Origin of the sequence: Achromobacter sp. Root83, from assembly GCF_001428845.1 — a bacterium.
In the GTDB taxonomy this organism is placed as follows: Bacteria; Pseudomonadota; Gammaproteobacteria; order Burkholderiales; family Burkholderiaceae_B; genus Achromobacter.
The window spans coordinates 103,284-122,130 of the sequence record NZ_LMIU01000022.1 but is presented as its reverse complement, the minus strand read 5'-3'; the positions used below and the strand labels follow the sequence as shown (position 1 = coordinate 122,130).

The 18,847-nt window shown below is 67.9% G+C and carries 20 protein-coding genes and 1 pseudogene; 11 read left to right on the top strand and 10 right to left on the bottom strand.

Going from position 1 to position 18,847, the window contains the following annotated elements; genetic code table 11:
* Positions 1–5: 5 nt before the first annotated feature.
* Positions 6–398, top strand: coding sequence for an SMI1/KNR4 family protein (locus ASE30_RS29010; protein WP_156407686.1), 393 nt, complete (start codon positions 6–8; stop codon positions 396–398).
* Between the two features lie 156 nt (positions 399–554).
* Positions 555–665 (top strand): annotated as a pseudogene (locus tag ASE30_RS16380) (XRE family transcriptional regulator); the annotation flags it as partial.
* A 25-nt stretch (positions 666–690) separates the two neighbouring features.
* On the opposite strand, the gene ASE30_RS16375 reads toward ASE30_RS16380, so the two are convergent.
* Positions 691–1,728: a DUF2235 domain-containing protein gene (locus ASE30_RS16375; protein ID WP_057285344.1), complete on the bottom strand. Its 1,038-nt coding sequence runs from the start codon at positions 1,726–1,728 to the stop codon at positions 691–693.
* A 374-nt stretch (positions 1,729–2,102) separates the two neighbouring features.
* Positions 2,103–2,528, bottom strand: coding sequence for an organic hydroperoxide resistance protein (locus tag ASE30_RS16370; RefSeq protein WP_057285343.1), 426 nt, complete (start codon positions 2,526–2,528; stop codon positions 2,103–2,105).
* 245 nt (positions 2,529–2,773) lie between these two features.
* Here ASE30_RS16370 and ASE30_RS16365 point away from each other — a divergent pair, with 245 nt between their 5' ends.
* The gene (locus tag ASE30_RS16365; RefSeq protein WP_082601642.1) at positions 2,774–3,532 is read left to right on the top strand and encodes a 5'-methylthioadenosine/adenosylhomocysteine nucleosidase; all 759 of its coding nucleotides are present in this window, start codon (positions 2,774–2,776) and stop codon (positions 3,530–3,532) included.
* Positions 3,533–3,654: 122 nt separating this feature from the next.
* On the opposite strand, the gene ASE30_RS16360 is transcribed toward ASE30_RS16365, so the two are convergent.
* From ASE30_RS16360 to ASE30_RS29775, 3 genes are all read right to left on the bottom strand, one after another.
* Positions 3,655–4,989, bottom strand: coding sequence for a HAMP domain-containing sensor histidine kinase (locus ASE30_RS16360; RefSeq protein WP_057285341.1), 1,335 nt, complete (start codon positions 4,987–4,989; stop codon positions 3,655–3,657).
* The gene (locus ASE30_RS16355; protein ID WP_057285340.1) at positions 4,986–5,726 is read right to left on the bottom strand and encodes a response regulator; all 741 of its coding nucleotides are present in this window, start codon (positions 5,724–5,726) and stop codon (positions 4,986–4,988) included. The genes ASE30_RS16360 and ASE30_RS16355 overlap by 4 nt, the downstream gene beginning before the upstream one ends.
* Before the next feature lie 71 nt (positions 5,727–5,797).
* The gene (locus tag ASE30_RS29775) at positions 5,798–5,929 is read right to left on the bottom strand and encodes a hypothetical protein (protein WP_255366988.1); all 132 of its coding nucleotides are present in this window, start codon (positions 5,927–5,929) and stop codon (positions 5,798–5,800) included.
* Between the two features lie 174 nt (positions 5,930–6,103).
* Between ASE30_RS29775 and ASE30_RS16350 the strand changes: the two genes are divergently transcribed.
* The 8 genes from ASE30_RS16350 to ASE30_RS16315 all read left to right on the top strand — a co-directional run bounded on the left by ASE30_RS16350 (position 6,104) and on the right by ASE30_RS16315 (position 12,371).
* Complete coding sequence (locus ASE30_RS16350) at positions 6,104–6,796, top strand: cytochrome c biogenesis CcdA family protein (protein ID WP_057285339.1); 693 nt, start codon at positions 6,104–6,106, stop codon at positions 6,794–6,796.
* An 11-nt stretch (positions 6,797–6,807) separates the two neighbouring features.
* Positions 6,808–7,341 carry a thioredoxin family protein gene (locus tag ASE30_RS16345; RefSeq protein WP_057285338.1) on the top strand — a complete coding sequence of 178 codons (534 nt, stop codon included), beginning with the start codon at positions 6,808–6,810 and terminating at the stop codon, positions 7,339–7,341.
* A 108-nt stretch (positions 7,342–7,449) separates the two neighbouring features.
* Complete coding sequence (locus ASE30_RS16340) at positions 7,450–8,430, top strand: tripartite tricarboxylate transporter substrate binding protein (protein ID WP_057285337.1); 981 nt, start codon at positions 7,450–7,452, stop codon at positions 8,428–8,430.
* 62 nt (positions 8,431–8,492) lie between these two features.
* On the top strand, positions 8,493–9,461 hold the full coding sequence (locus tag ASE30_RS16335) for a tripartite tricarboxylate transporter substrate binding protein (RefSeq protein WP_156407712.1): 969 nt from the start codon (positions 8,493–8,495) through the stop codon (positions 9,459–9,461).
* A 37-nt stretch (positions 9,462–9,498) separates the two neighbouring features.
* On the top strand, positions 9,499–10,143 hold the full coding sequence (locus tag ASE30_RS16330; protein WP_057285335.1) for a flavin reductase family protein: 645 nt from the start codon (positions 9,499–9,501) through the stop codon (positions 10,141–10,143).
* Positions 10,144–10,181: 38 nt separating this feature from the next.
* Positions 10,182–10,796 carry a glutathione S-transferase family protein gene (locus ASE30_RS16325; RefSeq protein ID WP_057285334.1) on the top strand — a complete coding sequence of 205 codons (615 nt, stop codon included), beginning with the start codon at positions 10,182–10,184 and terminating at the stop codon, positions 10,794–10,796.
* A gap of 13 nt (positions 10,797–10,809) precedes the next feature.
* Positions 10,810–11,421, top strand: a complete 612-nt coding sequence (locus ASE30_RS16320) for a carboxymuconolactone decarboxylase family protein (RefSeq protein WP_057285333.1) — start codon at positions 10,810–10,812, stop codon at positions 11,419–11,421.
* 101 nt (positions 11,422–11,522) lie between these two features.
* On the top strand, positions 11,523–12,371 hold the full coding sequence (locus ASE30_RS16315) for an amidohydrolase (protein WP_057285904.1): 849 nt from the start codon (positions 11,523–11,525) through the stop codon (positions 12,369–12,371).
* A 22-nt stretch (positions 12,372–12,393) separates the two neighbouring features.
* Here ASE30_RS16315 and ASE30_RS16310 read toward each other — a convergent pair whose 3' ends face one another.
* The 5 genes from ASE30_RS16310 to ASE30_RS16290 form a co-directional block, all read right to left on the bottom strand.
* The gene (locus ASE30_RS16310) at positions 12,394–13,356 is read right to left on the bottom strand and encodes a LysR family transcriptional regulator (protein ID WP_057285903.1); all 963 of its coding nucleotides are present in this window, start codon (positions 13,354–13,356) and stop codon (positions 12,394–12,396) included.
* A 69-nt stretch (positions 13,357–13,425) separates the two neighbouring features.
* Positions 13,426–14,205 carry a tripartite tricarboxylate transporter substrate binding protein gene (locus ASE30_RS16305; RefSeq protein WP_235515275.1) on the bottom strand — a complete coding sequence of 260 codons (780 nt, stop codon included), beginning with the start codon at positions 14,203–14,205 and terminating at the stop codon, positions 13,426–13,428.
* 257 nt (positions 14,206–14,462) lie between these two features.
* Complete coding sequence (locus tag ASE30_RS16300) at positions 14,463–16,805, bottom strand: acyl-CoA dehydrogenase (protein ID WP_057285332.1); 2,343 nt, start codon at positions 16,803–16,805, stop codon at positions 14,463–14,465.
* The gene (locus ASE30_RS16295; RefSeq protein ID WP_057285331.1) at positions 16,802–18,025 is read right to left on the bottom strand and encodes a CaiB/BaiF CoA-transferase family protein; all 1,224 of its coding nucleotides are present in this window, start codon (positions 18,023–18,025) and stop codon (positions 16,802–16,804) included. Before ASE30_RS16295 ends, ASE30_RS16300 begins: the two co-directional genes overlap by 4 nt.
* Positions 18,026–18,038: 13 nt before the next feature.
* Entirely contained in the window at positions 18,039–18,836 is a 798-nt protein-coding gene (locus tag ASE30_RS16290) for an enoyl-CoA hydratase/isomerase family protein (protein WP_369819333.1), read from the bottom strand.
* Positions 18,837–18,847 lie beyond the last annotated feature (11 nt).

Below are 18,847 nucleotides of genomic sequence, written 5' to 3'. Positions count from 1 at the left end.
ATATTGTGGCTACGTACGATGATCTGGCGACGCAAAAAGGGCGCGGAACTCCATTTGATGGTTTAGTTAAGGTCGCCTTCGACTCCGATTTGAATCCTTTTATGCTAAATCCACCGAAGGATTATGTTGATTTTTTGATGGAGATCGGTGCGGGGGAATTGGGAGAAGCCGTTTATATGATTTATAACGGATTGGTTGAATACGTTGAAATATACGGTGAGGAGATCCTTGGGGAGGATAATGTACTTCTCTTTGGTGATGATTTTCAGGGATACTGCACCGGATTTCGATGTAGTGATTGGAAGGTCGTGGAGGTGGATCCTGTCAGTAAAGAAATCGAAGAAATATCGCCTACGTTTCAATCATTTATAAGAAATAAAATATCTGCAATTTCTTGAGGCGTACGATATGCGATGCCCGCACGCTAGTTAAGATATTATGGCCGCTCGTTACTCGGAGGGCGGCTCGCCTCCTGTATCGTGGATTGCGCTCTCTAGGTGAGCGCCGAGCCACATGCGGCGGGGAAAGTCAGCCGCAAACCATATGGAGACGAGATCTCCGACCTGATGCGGGGCAAGATCAATCTGTTTGGTCTGGATGCGCTGGTGAATATGGCGGCGGCCGCCGGTTTGCGTGTGGAAATGCGCGAGCACGAAGCTGCCTGACGGCCCTTGCCGCAGGCAGGCGCGCCTATTTCCCCACCTCCAGCTTCCCCAATTCATCCCTGAAATCCGGATACTCCCTCAAGAACCCCTGGTTCCTCTCGAACCGCCCGACCAGCCGATCGTCGATCGTCAGGTTCAGCACCGTCTCCCGATCCCACAACCGGGGCCGCTTCTTCACCGGAATCGGCACCTTCTCGGTGAACTCCTTGTACGAATCATGCGGCTCGCACTGCTCGTAGTCGGTGGAGATGCGCTGCACCGTTCCCGCCTCCAGCCCCGCCTGCCGCGCTTTTTCCTGCAGCCATGACGCGGGCAGGGTCTGCAGGCTTCCATCCTGATAGCCCCCGCCGATGTCGGAGTGCGCGCCGATGAACCAGCGCTGCTCCACGGGCAGGTGATCCGGGCGGGGCGGGGAGCCGGGCTGGCGGGTCCACAGGGTGGGGAAGTAGGGCTCGCGGTATTCGTTGGTGGCGATGGCGTGATAGGCGTGCAGGACGTGGTTGCTCAGTTCGGTGTCGTGGAAGTTGTAGAAGCTGGAGAAGCCCGGAAAGGGGATGCTGCCGACCGGGATGCCCAGGCTGCCGACGGTGTCCCAGACGCCGACGTAGTGCAGGTCGGTCTCGCGCGAGAACTTGGCGCGGAAGGCGGCGGCTTCGGCGGAGGATGGGGTGCAGTCGTCGCGGTATAGCGCGTAGGCTTCCCCGACGCCCTCGTCGGTGGGGGTGTTCAGCAGGCCGCATTTGCGCACCATGCCGGCCAGGCTGCGCGCGGAGTAGGCGCCGCGGCTGAAGCCGAAGAGGAAGATGCGGTCGCCGGGCTCGTGGCGCTGGCAGAGCCAGCGGTAGCCTTGCCGGATGTTGGCGGACAGGCCGGCGCCGAAGGCGCCGCCCATGAATTTGTCGATGGCGGCCCACAGGCCCTGGCCCTGGGTGCCCACGCCCTCGATGTAGAGCGTTTCCTGCGTGCTGGTTTCGGGCGCGGCCTTGTATAGCTCGTAGACGTTGGTGCGGTCGTTGGGCTCGTTCCAGGTTCCGTCGAAGAATACGGCAAGGTTCTTCACCATGATCGTCTCCCCACACACAGATAGAGTCTTTCGATGCCTCTGCCGCCGGCTGTGACCACGCCTGCGTGACGCAAGCTATCACGCAAGGTTCGGCGGGCAGGCCGCGTGGTTTCCCTGCTGAATGGATGTACACCATCTTTTTGCCTAGCCAGCGGCGGGTGGTGGCCCGATTTTCCCGGGGCGGGACGTTGGCATCGATTTGCGGGAGTCCGTCTTTACTACAGCATCAGTAGCAGTCCGAATTGCCATCGGTTGGTATCTGAAAGCCGGAAAAAAAGCGGCTCGATGCAAAAAACCCGAAGGTTGGGTTTTGTCCAACTTTCGGGGGGGCAGTTCGGAGGGCCCGCGTTCCGGAGCGCGCCGGACGATGGGCGTCAGACGATCTCGAACTGCACGTCGATGTTGTCGCGGATGGCGCGCGAATAGGGGCAGAGCTGATGCGCCGATTCGACGAGCAATTGTTTCTGCTCGGCAGTCAGGCCGGGCAGGGACACGGCCAGGGTGACGCCCAGCGCGAAGTTCGCGCCGCCGTCGACCTTGCCCAGCGACACGCTGGCGTCGATGGCAACATCGCGCGGGACCGTGATGCCATGAGTGGCGCCGGCGCGCTTCATCGCGCCCATGAAGCAGGCGGAATAGCCCACACCGAACAATTGTTCGGGATTGGTGCCGGGCTTGCCCGATCCGGGCATGCTGAGCGTCACGTCCAGCGCGCCGTCGCTGCTGCGTCCCGCGCCCTCGCGGCCGGCGGTGGTGTGGGTGTGCGCGGTGTAGAGGACCTGCTCGAGTTGCTTTGCCATGATGACTCCAGGGTGGCGGCGCGGCGTGGCCGTGCCAGTGGGTAAGAGCCCCCATTGCAACAAGCCGCTGTATCCGTCATGTGTCGGCCAGGCGCCGGGATTGCATCGCGGCGTGTCAAGGCGGCGGCGGGATACGCTGCGATACAAACGCCGGCGCCGGTTGGCGGCCGCGCCGGCATTGGAGTATGTTGCGCCCTGGCGGCACGCGGCCGCGCATCCACATCGATCACGGAAAGAAGAACATCATGGGACGTCTCGCCATTCTGGGCGCGCTGCACGAAGAGATCGCCGACCTGCTGGCGGCCATGGATCCCGGCGCCGAAACCCGCCGCATCGCCATGCGCGATTTCCAGGTGGGAACCTTGTGGGGCACGCCCTGCGTGATCGCGCTCAGCCGTATCGGCAAGGTGGCGGCCGCGGCCACGGCATCCATCGTCATCCAGGAATTCGAGGTGTCGCGGGTGATCTTCACGGGCCTGGCCGGCGGCCTGCATCCCCGGGTGCGGGTGGGCGACGTGGTGGTGGCCGACGCGCTGATGCAGCACGACATGGACGCGCGGCCCTTGTTCGGCCGGCACGAGATTCCCCTGCTGGGACGCGAACGCTTCGACGCCGATCCGGCGCTGAGCGCGCTGCTGCTGCAAAGCGCCGGCGGCTTCGCCCGGGAATTCGCCAGCGGCGGCGGGCAGCCGTCCGCGCCTGCGCAACCGCAAGTCCACCACGGTCTGATCGCGACGGGCGACGTCTTCGTCAACGACAACGAGCTGGCCCATGCGCTGCGCGAGCGCCTGCCCGATGCGCTGTGCCTGGAAATGGAAGGCGCCGCCATGGCGCAGGTCTGCCATGAGTTCGGCATTCCGTTCGCCGTGATGCGGGTGATCTCGGACAGCGCCGACCACGCGGCGAAGGCGGATTTCACGGATTTCCTGGTGAACCTGGCGCGGGTGTACACCGCCGGCATCCTGAAGCCGCTGCTGCTGTCGGGCGCGCTGCGGGAAGCCTAGCGCCGAAGGTTGCGCGGTACCAAGGGCTGCGCGGCGCCAAGGTGGCGGGCCGCCCAACGCCCAGGCCTGCGCCGCGTCAGGCGCCCCGGCGCGGCGCAACCGCTGCCGCCAACCGCTGCCGCCTACGGCGCCGCAGCGCCTTCCAGCGCGATCCTGACCTCGGCCGACAGGCCGCCGCCCTCGCGGTTGCTGAGGACCAGCGTGCCGCCCAGGGCAGCCGCCAGCTGATGCGCGATGGCCAGCCCCAGACCGGTGCCGCCAGTGTCCCGGCTGCGGGAACTCTCCAGGCGGTAGAACGGCTGCAGCACGGCGTCCAGTTCGCCAGCGGGGATGCCCGGCCCGCGATCCAGCACGAAGATCGACAGGTGCCCGCCGTCCGGTGCCGCCACGCGCACCTCGGCCGCGCCCGCGAACTTCAGCGCGTTGTCGATCAGGTTGCCCAGGATGCGGCGCAGCGCGTGCGGGCGCGTGGACAGCGGCGGGACGGTGTCGCCCGACAGGCTGACGTCCTTGCCCGTGTCCTGGTAGTCGCACACCAGGCTGTCCAGGAAGGCGTTCAGGTCGATGCGCGCCGGGGCTTCCGTCTTGCCGTGCGCGCTGCGGGCGTAATCGATGCCCTCGCGCACCAGCCGCTCCACTTCGTTCAGGTCCTGCGCCAGCTTGTCGCGGTCGGCGGACGGGTCCATGAATTCCGTGCGCAGCTTCATGCGGGTGATCGGCGTTTGCAGATCGTGCGAGATCGCGCCCAGCATCTGCATGCGTTCCGCAAGGTGGGCCGAGATGCGGTCCTGCATCGCGTTGAAGGCGACGGCGGCATGCGCGACCTCGGCGGGGCCGGCCTCGTCCATCAGCGGGCTTTTCCTGTCGGGATCCAGTTCCTCGGCCGCGCGGGCCAGGCGCGTCAGGGGACGGACGGCCAGGCGCACCGCCAGCCAGGCGCAGCCGGCCAGAAGCAAAAGCTGCAGGCCCAGCACGGCCGCCAGCCAGGGCGCCGGCCGCATGCGGGAAAGCTCGATGTCCAGCACCGCCGGCTGGCCGTCGGACAGCACGACGCGCGCCTGGATGTGGCGCGGATCGTCCGCCATGGCGCGGACGGTCACCGGACGGTCCGGCCCCAGCGCCGCCTCGATGGACTGGGCGGCGGTGCGCGCGGCGTCGTTTGCGAGCGGCTGGTCGGCCCGGCCATCGCCCAGCAGGTACTGGCGGTTGTTGCTGGACAGGCGCGGCAGCCAGGCGGGGCGCTCGGCGGCGGGCAGCCGGTCCAGGATGTCCATGGCGATGGCGACGTCGCGCTCCAGGTCGCCCAGCATCATGTTGCGGGTGGCGCTGTAGCGTTCGTAAAAAAGGGAAGCGAACGACAGCCCGTAGGCCAGGACCAGGCCCGCCAGGAAGATCAGGAACAGCCGCGCGACCAGCGTGCGGGGCCAGGCGAACGTGCGCGGCGCGGCGGCGGTCACTGACCGGATTCCGAAACGTCGACGGCGGCGGAGAACACATAGCCTTCGCTGCGCACGGTCTTGATGTACATGGGCTCGCGCGCGTCTTCGCGCAGCCGCTGGCGCAGGCGGCTGACCAGCAGGTCGATGGACCGTCCGAAGAAGTCGGCGTCGCGGCCTTGCGTCAGGTTCAGCAACTGGTCACGGCTGAGCACGCGCTGCGGATGATCCAGGAACACGCGCAAAAGCCGGTATTCCGCGCCGCTGAGCGACACGATGGTGCCGTCCGCGTCCAGCAGGTGGCGCGCGGTGGTGTCCAGCCGCCAGTTGCCGAAGGCGATCTCGCGGCCGGGCTCGGTCACCTGGAAATTGGGCGGCAGCATGCGCGTGCGGCGCAGGATCGCCTTGATGCGGGCCAGCAGTTCGCGCGCCACGAAGGGCTTGACCAGATAGTCGTCGGCGCCCATCTCCAGTCCCAGGACGCGGTCCATGTCGTCGCTGCGCGCCGTCAGCATCAGGATGGGGATGCGGCGGTGCTTGCCGCTGCGCAGTTCCCGGCACAGCACCAGGCCATCGTCGCCGGGCATCATGATGTCCAGCACGATCAGGTCGACGGACAGGCTTTCCAGCAGGGACCGCATCTGCCGTCCGTCCGCCGCCAGCGTGACCGTCAGGCCGTTCTTCCTGAGAAAGCCGCCGGCGAGTTCGCGAATTTCCCGATCGTCGTCCACGATCATGACGTGGTCTATGTGATCCATCTGCGGGGCCTTCCAGTAGTTGATGACGGCGCGGTTGGCGCGCGGGTCCGGTTGCGGAATTCTATCCGCGCCTAGCGCTCGCCCGGGGGCAAGGGATCGCGGCGCGGGCGGGTGTTTGAAATGAGCTGGCATTGGAAAGGTTTGGCGGCTTCGGCGGTGAAGCCGCCGAACAGCAACAGCAAGACGGCAAGCAAGCGTTTCATGGCGGGTTCCGGATACAGGGCGTGAACGGTTTATAGCGCCGACCGGTCCGGGAAGTGTGTCGTACTGTATACGCCCGGGCGGCGGGTACACGCGCTTGAAAAATTCCGCCTGTCCGGCACAAGCCGGATACGTGCGGCGGGTGCAATGGGGTCACTTTCCAAAGGACGACCCCCATGGACCTCATCAACACTCCCATCGCTTTGCTCGCCGGCATGCTGACCATCGCGTCTCCCTGCGTGCTGCCCCTGCTGCCGGTGCTGCTGGGCACCTCGCTGGAGCGCGTCGGCCGGCTGCGGCCCTTGTTCGTCGTGTCCGGCTTCGTGCTGGCGTTCGCCGGCCTGGGCATCGCGCTCAGCCTCCTGTCCAACCTGAACGAATCCGTGCACGAAGCCGTGCGCTCCACCTCCATCGTCTTGCTGGCGCTGTTCGGCCTGGCGCGGATCTGGCCCCAGCCTTACGACCGGCTGATCGCCCGGGTCGGCGGCCCCTTGCAGCGCCTGGCTGCCGCGGGCGGCACCGGCAGCGGCAATGCCGGCGGCTTCGTGCTGGGCCTGTCGCTGGGCGCGGTGTGGACGCCCTGCGCCGGGCCGGTGCTGGCGTCGATCCTGGTGCTGGCCGCCAAGGCGCAGGACCTGGTGCAGTCCAGCACCCTGCTGCTGGTGTTCGCGATCGGCGCGGGCGTGCCCATGCTGGTGATCGCCTACGGCGGGCAGGCCATCGCGGCCCGGGTGCGCGGGCTGTCCCGCCACACGCACCGCCTGCAGCAGGGCTTCGGCGTGTTGCTGGTCCTGACCGCCATCGCCATCTATTTCCAGTACGACGTCCTGGCCTATGCCTGGATCAGCAACCTGTTCGTCCAACCCTGAAGGAGTTCGCCATGTTTGCCACGTTCAAGAAGATTGCCCTGGGCGCGCTGATTGCCGCCTCTCTGATGCAAGGGTCGGCGCAAGCCGCCCCGGCGCCGGCCGAAGCCCCCACCGCGCCGGAATTCACCGGCATCGACAAATGGCTCAACAGCGGGCCGCTGACGATGGAATCGCTGCGCGGCAAGGTGGTGCTGGTGGATTTCTGGACCTACACCTGCATCAACTGCATCCGCACGCTGCCCTACGTCACCAGCTGGTACCAGAAGTACAAGGACCAGGGCCTGGTCGTGGTGGGCGTGCATACGCCGGAGTTCCCGTTCGAACGGTCCACGCCCAATGTGGAAAAGGCGCTGCAGCGCTTCGGCATCACCTATCCGGTGGCGCAGGACAACCGCTACGCCACCTGGGACGCGTACCGCAACCAATATTGGCCCGCGGCCTATCTGATCGACAAGCAGGGCAGGATCGTCTATCGCCACTTCGGCGAAGGCAGGTACCAGGAGACCGAGGCCGAGATCCAGCGTCTGCTGGCGCAACCGGGTTAGTCCCCCGGCCCTGGCCTCCGCAAAGCAGATATGCGATCCCGCGCATAGCGCCTTCCCGGCCGCGCGCCTACCATGCTCCAAACACAAAAAACCAGGTGTGGAGACAGCATGAAAATGGCAAGCGCGCTGACCGCGGTCAGCCTGTGGCTCGGCATGGGCCTGATTTCCGCGGCCGTGGCGGCGGGCCCCTATCCCGACCGGCCGCTGCGGCTGGTCGTTCCGTTTCCGGCGGGCGGGGCCACCGACCTGATGGCCCGGGCCTTGGCGCAGGGGCTGGGCGACAAGCTCGGCCAGTCCGTGGTGGTGGAAAACCGCGGCGGGGCGGGCGGCGCGATCGGGGCCGAGGCGGTGGCCACCGCCGCGCCCGACGGCTATACCCTGCTGTACTCCACGATGGGCGTGCTGACCATCAATCCGTCGCTCTACGCCAAGCTGCGGTATGACCCGCAGAAGAGCTTCGCGCCGGTCTCGCTGACCAACCTGACGTCCAACCTGCTGGTGGTCAATCCGGACCTGAAGGCCGGTTCCGTGTCCGAACTGGCCGACCTTGCCAGGCAGCGTCCGGGCGAGCTCACATTCAGTTCCTCGGGCAGCGGCACCACCAGCCACCTGGCGGGCGAGATGTTCAAGTCCACGGCGGGCGTGGATATCCGCCATATCCCGTACAAGGGGACGTCGGGGGCCATCAACGACTTCCTGGCCGGACGCATCTCGATGATGATCGACACCTCGTCCAACTTCATCGACCAGGTCAGGCAGGGCAAGATCAAGGCGCTGGGGGTGACCAGCCGCAAGCGGCTGGCGGCCTTGCCGGACGTGCCCTCGATCTCGGAATCGCCGGGCTTCGAATCCTACGAGGTCAGCTTGTGGTCAGGCGTGCTGGCGCCGGCGGGGACGCCGCGCGCGGTCATCGACCGCCTGAACGCCGCGATCGGGACCGTGATGACCTCGCCGCAAATGGTCGAGCGGATGGCGGGCTACGGCATCCAGACCACCCACAGCACGCCCGAGGAATTCGCCGAACGCATCCGCGCCGACACGCTGAAATGGGCGCGGATCATCGAGCAGTCCGGCGCGCGGGCCGATTGAGCCCCGCCTCGCCTTCCCGCCAATTCACGCCTACCCATTCGAGTGGAACGACCATGCCATCGATGCTCCGATCCCTGCTTGCGGCGGCCGCCGCCATCCTGTCCGCCGTGTCCGCGCCCGCCGCCGTGGCGGCTGGCTATCCGGACCACCCCATCACGCTGATCAATCCTTACGCGGCCGGGGGGCCGGCCGACGTCGTGGCGCGCAGCCTGGCGCGCGCGCTGGAAAAGCGCCTGGGCCAGCCGGTGGTGGTGGAGAACAAGCCCGGCGGCGGCGCGTCCATCGGCACGGGCTTCGTGGCTCGGGCCAAGCCCGACGGCTACACCCTGCTGCTGGGCACGTCCGCGGGCCATGTCGTGACGCCGCTGATGCAGAAGACGCCTTATGACGGCATCAAGGGTTTTGAGTTCTGCTCGGTCGTGGCGGTGCAGCCCATCATGCTGGTGGTCAATCCGTCGCGCGGCATCAAGACGGTGGCGGACCTGATCGCCCGCGCCAAGGCGGAACCCGGCAAGCTCAGCTACGGGTCGGCCGGGATGGGCGGCGCCACCCACCTGGGGGCGGAACTCTTCCAGCAGGCCGCGCATGTGCAGCTCAATCACATTCCCTATGCCGGCGCGTCGCCCGCGATCAATGACGCAGTGGGCGGGCAGATCGACCTGGCCATGCTGAACCTGTCGGCCAGCCTGCCGTTCATCCGGCAGGGCCGGCTGGTGCCACTGGCCTACGCGGCGGACAAGCGCTCGACCCTGCTGCCGGACGTGCCCACCCTGGACGAGGCCGGGGTGCGGGGCGCGCAGGCGGCCACCTGGTACAGCCTGGCGGCGCCCGCCGGCACGCCCGCCGGGATCGTGCAAAAGCTGAGCGGCACCGTCCAGAGCGTGAACGAGGACCCGGACTACCGCCGCGTCATGCAGGACCAGGCGATAGAGTTGATGGCGCTGTCCCCGAAGGACGCCGACGCCTACGTCCAGAAGGACCGCGCCGACATGCAGCGCCTGCTGGGCACGCTGGGGCTGCTGGCCAAATGAACACGACCCCTATCCCGCCGCGCAGGGCGCCCACCCCATGAACTTCGATTTCAGCAAGCTGGCCCCGGCCGACGCCTTCAAGCTGCTTTCCAGCGTGGTCGTTCCGCGGCCCATCGCCTGGGTGGTCAGCCAGTCGGCGCAGGGCGCGCTCAACGCCGCGCCGTTCTCTTTCTTCAATGTGGTCAGCAGCGATCCGCCCATCGTCGCGCTGGGCATCGGTCCGCGCGGCGGGGAACTGAAGGACACCTCACGCAACATCCTGGAAACGGGGCAGTTCGTGATCAACCTGGTGTCGGCCGAACTGGCCGAGCAGATGAACCACACCAGCCTGGATTACGAGGCCAGCATCGACGAGCTGGCGCGCGCGGGACTCGTGGCCGAACCGTCCCTGATCGTGGATCCGCCGCGCATCGCGCAAAGCCCGGCCGCCCTGGAATGCAGGGTGTGGCAGGTGCTGGACGCGGCGCCGCAGCGCGTGATCGTGCTGGCGCGCGTGGTGGGGCTGTACCTGCGCGACGACGCCTTGCTGAACCCCGAGAAATTCTATGTGGACACGCCCGCGCTGCGCCTGCTGGGCCGCATGCATGGGGCCGGCTGGTACGCGCACACCAGCGACCTGTTCCAGATGCGCGCGCCGGACGCGGTCAATGACCCGACGGTGCGGCCCGCGCAGGGCCATTGAACGCCATCCATGACTATGAACCCACAGGGAGCCTATCGATGAAATTGCATTGGTCGCCGCGTTCGCCTTTCGTGCGCAAGGTGATGATCGTCCTCTACGAGGCCGGCATCGAAGACCGCGTGACGCTGGTGCGCACGCCCGTCGCGATGGACAAGCCCAACCTGGACCTGGTGCGCGACAACCCGCTGATCAAGCTGCCCACGCTGGTGCTGGACGACGGCACGGCGGTGTACGACTCGCGCGTCATCTGCGCCTGGCTGGACGGTATCGCGGGCAGCGGCCTGCTGCCTTCGGAACCCAAGGCACGCCTCGTGGCCGAGCGCCGCCAGGCCCTGGGCGACGGCTTCCTGGATGCGCTGCTGCTGTTCCGCCAGGAACGCAACAAGCCCGCGGAAAGGCAGACGGCGGCATGGCTGGACGTCTTCGCGCTGAAGACCGATGCGGTGCTGGCCGCGCTGGAAGCCGAGGCGCCCGCGCTGCAGGCCAGCGGCTTCGACCTGGGGCTGATCGCCATCGGTTGCGCGCTGTCGTACATGGATTATCGTTTTCCGGATATTCCCTGGCGCGACGGCCACCCGGCATTGGCGGCCTGGCACCAGCGCTTTTCCGCCCGCCCGTCGGTGATGCGCAGCCAGCCCGACGACACCCCGTAAGAAGAGGACGACGATGAGCCGTATCCCGCTGCCCACTCCCGACAGCATGACCGACGACCAGAAGCGCGTGTACGAGAAGATCGTCTCCGGCCCGCGCGGCCGCCTGGTCGGCCCCTTGCGCGCCGCGCTGCACAGCCCGGAACTGGCCGAGCGCTGGCAGGCGCTGGGCGCGCTGCTGCGCTTTGGCACCAGCCTGCCGCCCCGCGTCAGCGAACTCGCCATCGTGGTGACGGCGCGCCGCTGGAACAGCCAGATCGAATGGCACATTCACGCGCAGGCCGCCCGGGCCGCCGGTATTCCGGATGCGGTGCTGGACGCTATCCAGGCGCGTGCCACGCCGGTCTTCGACAACCGCGACGACGAAGTCGTCTACGAGTTTTCGCGCCAGCTTCAGGAAACCGGACAGGTGGCGCCCGGCCTGTACGCGCAGGCGGTGGAGCGCTGGGCCGCGCTGGGCGTGGTGGAACTGACGGCCGTCATCGGCTACTACACCATGGTGTCCATGACGCTGAACGCGCACGAGATCCCGATGCCGGACGATGCGCCCGCGCCGCTGGACACGCCGCAACAGGACGGCGGGCCGTCGCTCAGCCAGCTGGCGCCGCTGGGCAGGGGGCATTCATGAACACCGCCACCAGCCGCGACAAGAACACCGCCGCCAGCCGCGACGGGGACGCTGCCCCTCAGGCCGCGCCCTACGTCCCCGCCAGCGTCGAGACGCCGCGCATGCCCGTGACGCCCCGTCACGCGCTGCCCGACGGGGCGTGCGACACGCATTGCCATGTGTTCGGCCCCTACGAGCGCTTTCCCTTGCAGCACCCGTCGTCCTATGCCGCGCCGGATGCCGCGGCCGCGCGCTATCTGCGCATGCTGGACACACTGGGCGCGGCGCGCGGCGTGCTGGTGCAACCGGCGCCCTACGGCACGAACCCGGACGCGCTGCTGGATGCCTTGCAGCAGGGCGGCGACCGATTGCGGGGGATTGCCGTGGCGGATCCGTCGGTCACGGATGCGCAGTTGCAGTCCCTGTACGAAGGGGGCGTGCGCGGCCTGCGCTTTGTCGAGGCGCGCGACCCCGCCGGCAATCTGTTTCCGGGCAGCGTCGGCTTCGACCAGGTCGCGGCACTTGCGCCCCGCATGAAGCGCCACGGCCTGCACGCGCAGCTCTGGGCGCCGTGCGATACCTATCTGCGCCATCTGCCGGCGCTGGCCGGGCTGGACCTGCCGCTGGTCATCGACCACCTGGGCAGCCTCGTCCCGGCGCGCGGCGATCACGATCCGGTCTTCCAGCTGCTTCGCGGGCTTTTGGCGGACGGACGGATCTGGATGAAGCTGACGGTGTGCCGCGTCGGGGCCGCACCCGATTACGAGAACGCGCACTTCATCCACGATGCCTGCGTCGCCGCCAATCCCGATCAGGTGCTGTGGGGGTCGGACTGGCCCTTCGTGCGCATGGGCGCCGCCGCGCCCTCGGCCGATGCGCTCGTCGACCTGGCGCACGATTGGCTGGGTAACGACGCGCTGCGCAAGAAGGTGTGGGTGGACAATCCCGCGCGGCTCTACGGCTTCGCGTAGGCGCCGGGCCGCCGCCACGCCATCAGGGGCTGGCGTGCCAGACACCTTCTCCGCCGATCTCGCGCACCAGGGTCTCGATCTGCGCCGCCACTTCCATGACGGTGCGGCCCGGCCCCTTCGAGCGCGAGAACGCCATCGAGATGATCCGGCTCATGGTGGGATCGCGCAGCGCGGCGATGCTGAGCCGGCCTTCCTGCACCTCCTGCCAGACGGCGTGTAACGGCAGCACGGTGTACATCTTTTCGTGTTCGACGATGGACTTCATCAGCGGCAGCGAGTCGGCCTCGATCAGGGGCGCGATGGTGATCTTGCGCGCCCGCGCCAGTCCGTCCAGCGCGTTGCGCAGGCCGTTGGGGGCGCCGGGCAGGATAAAGGGCAGGCCGTCCAGCTTGTCGAAGGTGATTTCTCCGGCCTGGGTGCGGGCATCGCCCGCCGCGCCGACCAGATAGGAATCCACGTAGGCCAGCGCCTGTTCGCCCGGCGGGCACTTGTCGCCGTAGCGGTACAGGATGGCGATATCCACGCGGCTGTCGGTCAGCCATTCTTCGATCTGGCCGCTGGAGCCCTCCAGGATCTTCAGGTGCACCTTGGGAAACTGCTTGCGCAGCCGCGAGAACAGCCGGCGGATCAGGGGATGCGCCGTTGACGGCAGCAGCCCCAGCGTGACCTCGCCGGCGGGCTCGCGGGCCTCGCCGTTCAGTTCCAGCTCCAGCCTTTCGGCATCGTTCAGCAGCGTCTGCACCAGCGGGAACAGGCGTTCGCCCACTTCCGACAGGTGGACGCCGCGGCCGGTCCGGTTGAAGAGCCGCGCGTTGCACTCGCGTTCCAGCGCGTTGATGCGGCGGCTGAGCACCGACTGGTCCTGGTCCAGGTACAGCGCGGCGCGCGTGATGCTGCCCAGTTCCGCGATGGCCAGGAATGCCCGCCACTTGTGCAGGTCGGCGGTCAGGTCCAGGCTCAGGCCCGTGGCTTTAGCAGATGGCATGGTCGAAGGCGGAAGTTGGCAGGCGTGGAAATCGGCATAAGCGTACGGCAAAAGCGCCCGGCCATGGCGTTATTCCAGGCCCAGCTTGCCGCGCCGGATGACCTCGCCCCATTTCTTCGATTCCGCTTCCATCAGCGCGCGGTAGGCGTCCGGCGTGGTGGCCACCGGGATGGCGCCCTGATCGATCATCTTCTGCCGCAGGGCGGGGTCCGCCAGCGACTTCGCGATGGCGTCCGACATCTTGTCCACGATGTCCTTGGGCGTGCCGGTGGGCGCGATGATCCCGTAGTTGGATTCGACGATGAGGCCGGGAAAGCCGGCCTCCTTGGTGGTGGGTACGGCGGGCAGTCCCTCGAAGCGCTCGGGACTGGCCACGGCCAGCGCGCGCAGCTTGCCGGCCTTGATGAAGCCCAGCGCCGCGGACGCGTCGCCGGGGAACATCTGCACCTCGTTGGCCAGCAGGGCCGTCACGGCGGGCGCGGCGCCCTTGTAGGGCACGTGCATGATGTCTATGCCGGTCTGCTGCTTGAGCAGTTCGCCGCCCAGGTGCGGCGTGGTGACGTTGCCCGCGGACCCGTAGTTGTACTTGCCGGGCTGCTGCTTGGCGCTGGCCACGAACGCCGCCAGCGTGGAATCCGGCAGCGACGGGTTGACCATGATCACCTGCGGGATGCGCGCCACCAGCGACACGTACTGGATCTTGGCCACGTCATACGGAACCTTCATGACGTGGGGCAGGCCCGTGATGGCGCCCGGCACGCCGAAGCCGAAGGTGCCACCGTCGGGCGCGGCGCGCACGGTCGCGTCGACCCCGATGGTGCCGCTGGCGCCGGCCTTGTTCTCGATCACGATGGTCTGGGCCCAGGCGCTCGCCCAGGGCCGGCGCCAGCAGGCGCGCCAGGTTGTCCACCGAACCGCCGGGCGGGTAGGGCACGATCAGGCGGATGGGCTGGCTGGGCCAGGGCTGCGCGGCATGGGAGGCGGGCGCGGCCGCGGCGCCCAGGATCATTGCCGCCACCGTCAATGCGGTTGTTTTCTTCATTTGTCTCTCTCCTGATGCGCCGGCCCGGGCCGGCGCGTTGTCGTTGTCGTTATCTTTATCGTTGTCACGCGCCCTGAAGGCCCAGCACCTGCTTGGCGTAGATGTTGCGCTGGATCTCGTTGGTGCCGCTGAAGATGGTCGCCGCCAGCGCGTTGACGTAGGGCGCCAGGGCATGCACGTTGCCGTTGCCGTAGCCCAGCCGCATTGCCGCGCCGCCGTACTCCTCGGCGATCTGGATCAGCAGGGCGCCCAGCCGTTCATGCGTTTCCGTCGCCCAGATCTTCAACAGCGACAGCTCTGGCGGCAGCGGACGCCCGGCGCGGGCCATGTCCGCGTAGACGCGGTACATGGAGGTCAGGTCCGCACTGTCCAGCCGCAGTTCCGCCAGCCGGTCGGCGAACGCCGCGTCGGTCAGGAGGCCCCGCTGGCGCGCGATGCTGAAGATCTGCTGCAAGGCGTGGCTGGCGTGCTTGGGGCTGCCGCTGAACAGGCGCTCGAAGCCCAGCAGCGCCTTGGCGATGCCCCAGCCCGCGTTCAGCTCACCGACCAGGTTGGCGCGCGGCACGCGCACCTGGTCGAAGAACACCTCGCAGAATTCCTCGTGGCCCGACAGCGTCCTGATGGGCCGGCGGCTGACGCCCGGGCTGTTCAGGTCCACCAGCAGGAAGCTGATGCCCGCCTGTTTCTTGACGGTCTTGTCGGTGCGCACCAGCATGAACATGTGGGTGGCGTCCTGCGCCAGCGTGGACCAGGTCTTCTGTCCCGTCACCACCAGCTCGTCGCCGTCGATCAGCGCTTCGCAGCGCAGCGCGGCCAGGTCGGATCCGGCATTGGGCTCGGAATAGCCCTGCGCCCAGACCGCCTCGCCCGACAGGATGCCGGGCAGGAAGCGCGCGCGCTGATCGTCCGTGCCGTAGCGGATCAGGATGGGGCCCAGCATGACCAGGCCCTGGTCCGGCGCGCGCGCCACGCCGTAGCGTTCGGCTTCCTCGATGAAGGCGATCTGCCGCGCCGGGGACAGCGCCATGCCGCCATGTTCGCGCGGCCATGACGGCGCGATCCAGCCTTGGCGCGACAGGGTGTAGTACCAGGCCTTGATCTCGTCCCAATGCAGCCGCCACGGCACGTGCCGCAGGTGCTCGGGATAGCGCGCCCGGAAAAACCGCCGCAACAGCTTGCGGAACTCGGCTTCGGGCATGCCATTCCAGTCCGCGTCGCGGGGAAAAACGGCATCCGGCGTGTCGCCGCCTTCGTCCTCGTCCGCCTGCGGGGCGGGGTCCGCGGCCAGCGCGCCGTACCGCTGGCGATGCGCCGTGGCGTTGCCCAGCCAGGCGCTCAGGTGCAGCGCGTTGCGGAAGTACAGGCTGACATCGCATTCTTCGGTATAGCCGATCGCGCCGTGAAGCTGGATGGCCAGCCGCGCGGCTTCGAGGCCGGCGCGCGCCGCGCGGGCCTTGACCCGGCTGGCCGCCGCCTTGCGCGCCTTGATGTCGCCGGGCGCCGCCGCGATGGCGTTCAGCGCGTCCAGCAGGCTGTTGGAGGCCAGTTCGACCTGCATGGCGGCATCCACCAGCCGGTGCTGCAGCGCCTGGAACGACGACAGCGGCTGGCCGAATTGCTGGCGTGTATTCAGGTAAGCCACCGAATCGGCCAGCACCTGCCGGGCCAGGCCTGCCAACTCCGCGGACTGCATCAGCCTGCCGTAGTCGAGCGCTTCGTCGACGGCGTCCAGCACGCCTTCCCGCGCCAGCAACGCCGCTTCCGGGACCTCGGCGGATTCGATGGCCAGATGGCAGGCCGTGGCGCCGTCCGCGCGCTCGTGCGTCTGCGCGGTGACGCCCGGCGTGCCGGCGGCCAGGTAGAAGAGCGCCGTGCCGTGTTCGCCGTCGGCCGTGACCAGCCAGCCGTCCACGCCGGCGCCGGGGACGACGTGGCGCTTTTCTCCGTTCAGGACGTAAGCGCCTTCGCGCCGGGTGACGGTGACGCCGAAGGCTCCCGCCGACTCGCCGGCTTCGAGCTGGCCTTCGGTTTCCTGCCACGCCAGTCCCACCATCCGGGTTCCGTCGCAGATCGATTCGAGCAGCCGGCCGCGCTGTCCGGCGTCACCCGCGGGGGTGATTCCTGCCAGCAGTGCGGTGCTCAGCACACCGGCGCCCACGAGCGGCTCGGGGAGCTGGGCGCGGCCCGCCTCTTCCATCACGGCGGCCATCGCGTGCCAGCCCAGGCCCAGGCCGCCCAGCGCCTCGGGCACGCTCATGCCCAGCCAGCCGACCGAGGCGATCTCGCGCCAGTACTCGCGATCGGTTCCCGCCGCGCCGCGCTTTCTCTGCCGCTGATCGCGGCGTTGAAGAAAATCACGCGCGCTGTCGCGGATTTCTTCGATGAGTTCATGATCCAGGGCGTTCATACGATGCCCTCGGCATGCAGCCGCTCGACCTCCGAGGCGGACAGCCCCAGTTCGTCGCGCAGGATCTCGGCGGTGTGTTCGCCCAGCATGGGCGGCGGCAGGCCGGGCCGGATCGGCGTGCCGGAGAAGTGGATGGGGTTCTTGATGACCGGCATGCTGCCCAGGCTGGGGTGCTCCACGCTGCCCAGCACTTCGCGGTGCCGGACCTGCGGATCCTCGAACACCTGATCCATCGTGTAGATCGGCCCGCAGGGCACGTTGGCGGCGGCCAGGGCCCGGTTCCAGTCCTCGACGCCGCGCGCCAGCATCGCCGGCTCGATCAGCCGGGAAAGCTCGGCCTGCGCCGCCGCCCGCTTGGGGTTGGTGAGGTAGCGGGCATCGTCGGCCAGATCGGGCAGGCCGATCACATTGCAGAAACTGCGGAACTGGGAGTCATTGCCCACCGCCACCATCAGGTGTCCGTCGCGGCATTCGAAGGCCCGGAACGGCGCGGTGATCTGCGAGGCCGAGCCCATGCGCGCCGGCAGCTTGCCGCTGGCCAGATAGTTCATGCCGATGTGCGAGATGGCGGCGATCTGCGCATCCAGCAGCGCCAGGTCGATGTGCTGGCCCACGCCGGAAATCTGATCGCGGTGGCGCAGCGCGGCCAGTATGGCGGATACCGCATAGAAGCCGGCGGTCAGGTCGGAAACCGAATAACCGGCCTTGACCGGCCCGGCGCCCGGCTCGCCGTCCGGCACGCCCGTGACGCTCATCAGGCCGCTCATGGACTGGAAGATGGGGTCGTAGCCGGGCAGATGGCTGTAGGGGCCGGTCTGGCCGAAGCCCGTTATCGAACAATAGACCAGCCGGGGATTCAGGGCGGACAGCGAGGCGTAGTCCAGCCCGTAACGCCACAGGTCGCCGGCCTTGAAGTTCTCGATGACGATATCCGCCTTCTGCGCCAGCCGCCGCACCAGCGCCTGGCCTTCCGGCCGGGAGATATCGATCGTCAGGGATTTCTTGCCACGGTTCATCGCGACAAACGAAGAGGTTTCCTGGCTGGGCGCCCCGTCGCGGCCGGGCATGGGGTAGCCCTGGTGGCGCACGTCGTCGCCGCGGCCGGGGCGTTCCACCTTGATCACCTCGGCGCCAAAATCGGCCAGCATCTGCGCGGCCCAGGGGCCGGAGAACACCCGGCTCAGGTCCAGGACCTTCACGCCATCCAACGCACCGTTCATGTCGGCTCCTTGTCTATTTTCCGTGGAACACGGGCGCGCGCTTTTCCAGGAACGCGCGGCGCGCTTCCTGGGCGTCCTCGGTCTTGGCGATGGCCGCCGTCATGTCCTGCTCGTAGCGGTAGCCGTCGCGCAGGCTCATGTCTTCGATGGCGTTGAGCGTCTGCTTGGCCAGCACGGTTGCCAGCGGACTCTTCGACGCCAGTTCCCGGGCAAGCTCCATGGCGCGGTCCATCAGCGCGTCGGCGGGCACGGATGCCTCGACGATGCCCAGGCGGTAGAGCTCGTCGCCGTCCACGCGCAGTCCGGTCAGCATCATGCGGCGCAGGCGCGAGTGGGGAAATAGCCGCATGCCGTGCCGTCCGCCGCCCAGCAGCCCCACGTTGATCTCCGGCAGGCCGACGACCGCGGTCGATGCCGCCAGCAGGATGTCGCACGAGGCCACGATGGCCAGGCCCGCGCCCAGCGCCGCGCCGTTGACCGCGCCGACCACGGGTTTGGCGCATTCGCGGATGGCGTGAAAGCACTCGCGCGTGCGGCGCGAATGCTGCGGCAGATCGCCCGGCCCCTTGATGGTGTCGCCGCGGTTCTTCAGGTCGGCGCCCGCGCAAAAGACCTTGCCCTGGCCCGACAGCACCACCGCGCGCACCTCCGGCGTTTCCGAGATGCGGTCCAGCACCCAGGACAGCTCGTTCATCATCGCGGTGCTCAGGGCATTGACGGGCGGATTCGCCAGCAGGATCGTCGCGACGCCGTCGGCGATCGTGACCTCCAGCGCGGTATAGGGCCCGGCCAGGTTCTCCGGCATGCTCATGTCTCTCTCCT

Bases quoted from the DNA above. Each gene is read 5' to 3' on its own strand.
- ASE30_RS16375 (WP_057285344.1), bottom strand. From the start codon at position 1,728: ATGGTGAAGAACCTTGCCGTATTCTTCGACGGAACCTGGAACGAGCCC.
- ASE30_RS16370 (WP_057285343.1), bottom strand. From the start codon at position 2,528: ATGGCAAAGCAACTCGAGCAGGTCCTCTACACCGCGCACACCCACACC.
- ASE30_RS16365 (WP_082601642.1), top strand. From the start codon at position 2,774: ATGGGACGTCTCGCCATTCTGGGCGCGCTGCACGAAGAGATCGCCGAC.
- ASE30_RS16355 (WP_057285340.1), bottom strand. From the start codon at position 5,726: ATGGATCACATAGACCACGTCATGATCGTGGACGACGATCGGGAAATT.
- ASE30_RS29775 (WP_255366988.1), bottom strand. From the start codon at position 5,929: ATGAAACGCTTGCTTGCCGTCTTGCTGTTGCTGTTCGGCGGCTTCACC.
- ASE30_RS16350 (WP_057285339.1), top strand. From the start codon at position 6,104: ATGGACCTCATCAACACTCCCATCGCTTTGCTCGCCGGCATGCTGACC.
- ASE30_RS16345 (WP_057285338.1), top strand. From the start codon at position 6,808: ATGTTTGCCACGTTCAAGAAGATTGCCCTGGGCGCGCTGATTGCCGCC.
- ASE30_RS16340 (WP_057285337.1), top strand. From the start codon at position 7,450: ATGAAAATGGCAAGCGCGCTGACCGCGGTCAGCCTGTGGCTCGGCATG.
- ASE30_RS16335 (WP_156407712.1), top strand. From the start codon at position 8,493: ATGCTCCGATCCCTGCTTGCGGCGGCCGCCGCCATCCTGTCCGCCGTG.
- ASE30_RS16330 (WP_057285335.1), top strand. From the start codon at position 9,499: ATGAACTTCGATTTCAGCAAGCTGGCCCCGGCCGACGCCTTCAAGCTG.
- ASE30_RS16325 (WP_057285334.1), top strand. From the start codon at position 10,182: ATGAAATTGCATTGGTCGCCGCGTTCGCCTTTCGTGCGCAAGGTGATG.
- ASE30_RS16320 (WP_057285333.1), top strand. From the start codon at position 10,810: ATGAGCCGTATCCCGCTGCCCACTCCCGACAGCATGACCGACGACCAG.
- ASE30_RS16315 (WP_057285904.1), top strand. From the start codon at position 11,523: ATGCCCGTGACGCCCCGTCACGCGCTGCCCGACGGGGCGTGCGACACG.
- ASE30_RS16310 (WP_057285903.1), bottom strand. From the start codon at position 13,356: ATGCCATCTGCTAAAGCCACGGGCCTGAGCCTGGACCTGACCGCCGAC.
- ASE30_RS16300 (WP_057285332.1), bottom strand. From the start codon at position 16,805: ATGAACGCCCTGGATCATGAACTCATCGAAGAAATCCGCGACAGCGCG.
- ASE30_RS16295 (WP_057285331.1), bottom strand. From the start codon at position 18,025: ATGAACGGTGCGTTGGATGGCGTGAAGGTCCTGGACCTGAGCCGGGTG.
- ASE30_RS16290 (WP_369819333.1), bottom strand. From the start codon at position 18,836: ATGAGCATGCCGGAGAACCTGGCCGGGCCCTATACCGCGCTGGAGGTC.